This window comes from Cryobacterium sp. MLB-32, assembly GCF_000738085.1.
Lineage (GTDB): Bacteria > Actinomycetota > Actinomycetes > Actinomycetales > Microbacteriaceae > Cryobacterium.
Map to the genome: position 1 here is coordinate 1 of NZ_JPRS01000176.1, position 5,066 is coordinate 5,066.

The window sequence follows — 5,066 nt, forward strand, 5'->3', positions numbered from 1 at the left end:
CGCAGTCGGAGACGCCGTGCCAAACAACTTTGACGATGGGATCGAACGGAGATCCGACTTTATCGGCGAGGTTATCGATGAGGTCGCGAGGTACTGAGTCCTGGCGTTATCCAACGGTCACCGGATCGTGGGTGTATGCGACGTCGAGGTGCAGGTGGTTGCACGTGTCGTTGATCTGAGTAAAGTGCACAAGCTGAACGGCGCTCCCGGCATTCCGTCGGCATTGCTCTTGGCCGATGCGGGACCCGGCCGGCATGACCGGGTCGAGGAGGCCAATCAGCCTGATCGATTGACCGTCCGCACCGGTGACGGGCACGCCACCGAGGGAGTAGATGTCCACAGCTTCTCCGCCGCCGTTGATCCAGTGCGAGGACTGCGTCCCGGCGCCGAGAAGCGTGCCGGTGCATTTGCGGTTGATGTCGCTGACGCCAACCTGGTGAAACTGATTCAGGGCAAGAACGATGACCTGCAGGATGCGGGTGTCGATTTCGCAGTCTGGCACCGTTTGCCCTTGAGCGATCCACCGGATTTCCCGGATGTGGTCGGGGACCAGACCCCGCAGCTGGCCGGCGTCGGCGGCGGTGACGAGCTGTTGTGCGAGGCCGATCGCGTCCCCGGACACCGCGCACGAACCGCCGGCGGCTGCGCCTGACAAGGCCGCGACGACGTCGAGCGCGGGCGCGAAAAACGGCGCGTAATAGTTGGGGTTCGCGTTGATTTGAACCCGGGAGGCGGCGATCGTGGGTGCCAGGGTTTCCCAGCCAGGAACGCCGCGAAGCCGCTGGAAGAACAGTGACGCTGCGGTGGCGGGGTTCATCCGGTCGGCGAGTGTTCCCCAGGCGTCGCGTTGTTGGAACAAGCCGCGACTGTCGGGGCCGGCCGCGTCGCCATGGTCAACGTTGTGCAGGCTCGACTCCCCCATCGCCGTCATGACCCCGAGGGCCTGGGCGTGCGCGTTCAGGCCCAAGGCGGTGGCGGCGTTCATGATCGCGGCGGCGTTGCCGAGCTGGTCGCCGCCGTACCCGGCCACCGGTCGGGTCGTCGTGGCGGTGGCTGCGTTGATGGTCGTGGGTCCGCAGCTGGTCCCGGTTCCGGAGGAAAGGGCGACCGAGCCGCCCAAGGTGAGGATCAGGCCGGCGATGCCGACGGCGATCACTTTGCCCAGGCCCATGAGCTCAGATGACGTTGCCTACGGCGAGGCCCTCGTCCGTGTTGGTCAGCTGCTGCTCCCACGCGGAGCGAATGTGCTGCACGTGCGCCTCCGGGTGCGACCCGTACTTGAAGATGTAATGCCCGTCACGGAGCATTTCAATCGCCCGGCCGGTCTCCGGAGCCAGGCCGAACGTCTCCTGACACCAGAGGGCATCTTGGGGGCGGGACTGCCGGTAGATGATCACCGTCTGGGCTTCTTGGATGATGGTCATGCCGGGTGAGTCTTTGGGAATGTCAGTGCCTTTGTGCATAACGAAGACGTTGGAGATCCCGAGGCCTCGGGAGAGCTTCTGGTTGGACTTGATCAGCTGCGCGGAGGGCCCCCCGATCATGTGCCACCCTTCCTCGTAGACGACGGTGGTGGCGAAGCTGCGTTCGTGTCGGAGGCGTCCGAGCATCCACATGTTCCCAATCGCCATCACCACCGGCACCGCCGGCCCGTCGGCGGGTAGTTGCGACAGGTCGAAGACGGTCAGCTTGCCGTTCAGATCAACGGTCGAGGACGTTTCCCCGTCGAGGAGGCCGGCGTATTCGTCGAGGAGCCCGTTGAGGGTCCATTTGACGGAGAGGCCGGCCTTGTGGAGGTCATCGCGCGCGTTGACCGACAGGGACCGGTAGGCGTCGTCGTCGGCGATGTTGCCCAGGTTCGGGAGGACGTCCGCGAGAACCGGTGCACGACCGTGCGCCTGCTCGACGGTCGTGCGGAGCGCGGCGCGAAGCGCTTCTTCTTCCCACCCGTCGAGCGGCTGGTCGCCGCGCGCGAGGCGGGTGACGATATTCAGCAGCCTGGCCTGGCCTTGGATGCCGGTGCCACGGGCGATGACCGGGTCGAGGAGATTCAGGGTGGTGCCGGAGCCGTCGCTGGTGAACTTGATCGGTTCGAACCCGAAGCACCGGGCAGGGTCCGAGTATTCGCCTTCCCCGTTTTGGTCTTTGATGTCAAAAACCACGCCCCGACGCCCTTTCAGCAGCAGCGGCCGGAGGACGAAGTTGCACTTGGTGTGGGAGCTTTTCCCCGCACCAACGTCACCCATCACAATGACGTTCGGGCTGGAGACCTCCCGCGGCTGCGAGTTGTACGCCGTGACAGGGTCGTGGGAGATCGTCGTTCGCGAGAGGACATCGCGACCATTCACGACTCCCCGTGTTCCGGTCGGAGGGCCGATCAGGGCTGTGTTGAGGATCTCGGCCTGTCGAGTCGTCGTGGGAGCACCGAGCAGCGCCGGAGCGTAGAACCCACGCCGCGCAACGCCATGGTCAGCACGGAGCGGCGTGCCAGGGTGTGCCCAGGGGACGAGCTCGCCGCCCGCGGATTGTCCTCCAGTGCCCGTGGGGATGTCAGGTGGCGGAGCGAAGTTTCGGAGCACGGGTAGCGTCCAGATCCGTGATCGGGTTGCGGGATGTTCGGGTTGGCTCATGAGAGGGCTTCCTTCTCTGATTTGCCGGCCAGCTGGCTGTACACCCGGGCAGAGAACGACGGGGTCGTACCGATCAGGCCGCGGCCGATCGGCCAGGTCGTGCCTGATGCTGCGGCCTGATACGAATCCATCCAGTCGAGGCTCTCAATGCCGAGGCCCGTTGAGCAGGTTTCCTCGAGCTGACGGGACGCTCGAGCGAGCTCGTCACGGGACCGCACAGAAATGGTCACGTATCCGATCCACACCGCGCCGTGGTGTTGAGACCCGGAGACGAGGTCCTGACCGCGGCGCCGGGCGGCGGTCATGTGCACGTCCGTGTCGCCGGTATCGAGCTGCCCTGCTTCCTGCCGTGACAGTGCCTCAGCGGTGTCTCGGACCAGGTCCTGCCGGGCCGCGGCTTTCGCCTCGGACGCGGGAACCAGGTGGATGTGAAAGGACACGGACCGGATGAATTGGAGGTCCTTGCCGATCAGAACGTCCAGCACCCACAGTTGTGTGCGGGCGGCCGTGGCCAGCGATTCCGCTCGGATCGCGGCCGTGCGGTGCCACCATTCGACCGGTGCCGCGGTGATCGGGTCGACGCCGTCGACGACGTGTGCGGAGAACTCGTCGTGTGATGTTTCGCCGAGTCGGGACGGGTGGACGTCGGCGACGAAGTCGATCGGCCGTGACGGGTTCTGCTGGTGGCGGATCACCGCGGCCAGCTGCCTCGCCGTGAGGATCTCGACGCGGCCGATCTTCGATTCGACCAGGCCCCGCTGCGTGGAGTCGATCTCCTGCCGCATCAGGGCCCGCCAGCCGTCACGGTCTTCACCGTATTTCGCGGCCGCGTCGTAAAACGCCGCTGTCAGCGGCCACTTCACGGTCACGAAGTGGCGCTGCACCATCGCGTCGGCCCCGGTCAATCGGAGGACTTCCTCGTAGGAGGCGACTGCGGCCTGGGGGGCTGTGGGATCGAGGTTGTTCAACACCCAGAACTCCTGCATCGCCGTGTCCGCAGGGAGCACCCGGGTGGTGACCTGCACGTCCTGCACCAGCGCCGACGGAACTGCCCGGGACGCTAGGAACGCGCCCCAGCCGTGTGCGGCCTGAGCCATGACCGTGGAGGACTCGATCCCGCGAAGTTGGCCACTGACGGCGAACGTGACTGACAGGTAGGCCTGCTCACCGACGGGCGCGTGCCAGGCAATGCCGGGCTCTCCTCGTCCGTATTGCAGCCAGCCCAGCCCGTCGGCACCGTCCGGGTTTGTTCTCATCGCCACCACGTCCAAGCGAGCCTGAGCCGTCGCCTGCCGCCGCGTGGGCCCTGTGGTTTCCTGGGCATCGGCCATGGCCTGCTGGAGTTGGTCCCACGCGCCCACTTCGTAGGGCACGAATACTGTCGTGCCCGCGCGCGTGCGCTTCTTCCACCGGGAGCGCTTGCGCCGCCGATCCATGATCGACCCGCGATGCGTTTTCGCCGTAACCAGGAAAGTGATGGCGCAGCTGGTCGCGGCGAGAGCGAGCGCCGGCCATCCGATGAGGGGCGTGAACACCATCCCGAAGATGAGGACGCGGCCAAGAAGATGACCCGGGCACGGGAGTGGGTACCTCCGAAAAAGGAGCGGTGCCCGCTCTCTCCGCCGAGGTACCGGACCACTGCACGAGTGTGAGGGTCAGTCATGAGTCGCCGTCGCCTCTCCCGGTGCCACTGGCTGAATCGGTCGCTTGCTCACCAGCGGTTTGAGCCAAGTCCACTCCCTTCTTAGCGACGAACGCCGCCTTGTGAGCGACGGTCGCACCGGCTGCCAGGATCATCGTCGGGATCCCGATCACGGCGCCAGCGCCGGTCGTTGACTCTGCAGCTCCCGCGGTAGCAAGGCCGCCCTCAGCTGCGGCTGCTCCCCCACTCGCAGCGGCTCGTGCACCCGTCCCTGCGGCGGCAGTGGTGCTTCCTGAGGCACCGGCGGCGCTCGCTCGGGCCGTACCAGCGGAAGTGGTGCCTGGCCCGGGACCGGCAACGAAGTCCGCCATGCTCGGCGACGCCGTCGCCGGCTCGGCGTCCTCGCCGCTTGTCGCCTTCGTGGACGGGCCTGCGTTCTGCCCGGGCTTCTTGTAGTCCGGCCTGTAGCCGTAGCGTTCGTTGGCGTCGGACATGTTTTGCGCCCCGATGTGCTTGCCGACATCGACCGATGGGCCGCTTGTCCCGCCAAAAGCCATCGGTATTACGGGCGCGAACTTCATCAGCAATAACGGGGACAATGCGGCCATCATCAGGCCGATGATCGCCACGAGGAGAGACACCATGGACTGCAAGCCGAAGTTGTTGCCGAAGGCGTGCAGTTGGTTGGCTGTCATGGAAAACGCCAGTCCGAGAAGGAGGAAGAGCAACGGGTGCGCGGCGAGGATACCCACCCAGAGAGTGGCGATCTTCAGTCCGAAGCTGCGTTTGTTCTT

General features: G+C 65.8%; 4 protein-coding genes. All 4 read right to left on the reverse strand.

The window, feature by feature from the left end:
* Positions 1–106: 106 nt before the first annotated feature.
* Positions 107–1,171: a hypothetical protein gene (locus tag JF66_RS15060; protein ID WP_035879328.1), complete on the reverse strand. Its 1,065-nt coding sequence runs from the start codon at positions 1,169–1,171 to the stop codon at positions 107–109.
* Positions 1,172–1,175: 4 nt separating this feature from the next.
* Positions 1,176–2,630, reverse strand: coding sequence for an ATP/GTP-binding protein (locus JF66_RS15065; protein WP_081882424.1), 1,455 nt, complete (start codon positions 2,628–2,630; stop codon positions 1,176–1,178).
* Positions 2,627–4,168: an SCO6880 family protein gene (locus JF66_RS15070; RefSeq protein ID WP_231556452.1), complete on the reverse strand. Its 1,542-nt coding sequence runs from the start codon at positions 4,166–4,168 to the stop codon at positions 2,627–2,629. The genes JF66_RS15065 and JF66_RS15070 overlap by 4 nt, the downstream gene beginning before the upstream one ends.
* 121 nt (positions 4,169–4,289) lie before the next feature.
* Positions 4,290–5,066: hypothetical protein (locus JF66_RS23750; protein WP_369798039.1), on the reverse strand; the 777-nt coding region annotated here is incomplete at its 5' end.

What these genes read in the sequence shown, in the direction of transcription:
- JF66_RS15065 (WP_081882424.1), bottom strand. Translation starts at nt 2,630, where the DNA reads ATGAGCCAACCCGAACATCCCGCAACCCGATCACGGATCTGGACGCTA.
- JF66_RS15070 (WP_231556452.1), bottom strand. Translation starts at nt 4,168, where the DNA reads ATGGTGTTCACGCCCCTCATCGGATGGCCGGCGCTCGCTCTCGCCGCG.
- JF66_RS15060 (WP_035879328.1), bottom strand. Translation starts at nt 1,171, where the DNA reads ATGGGCCTGGGCAAAGTGATCGCCGTCGGCATCGCCGGCCTGATCCTC.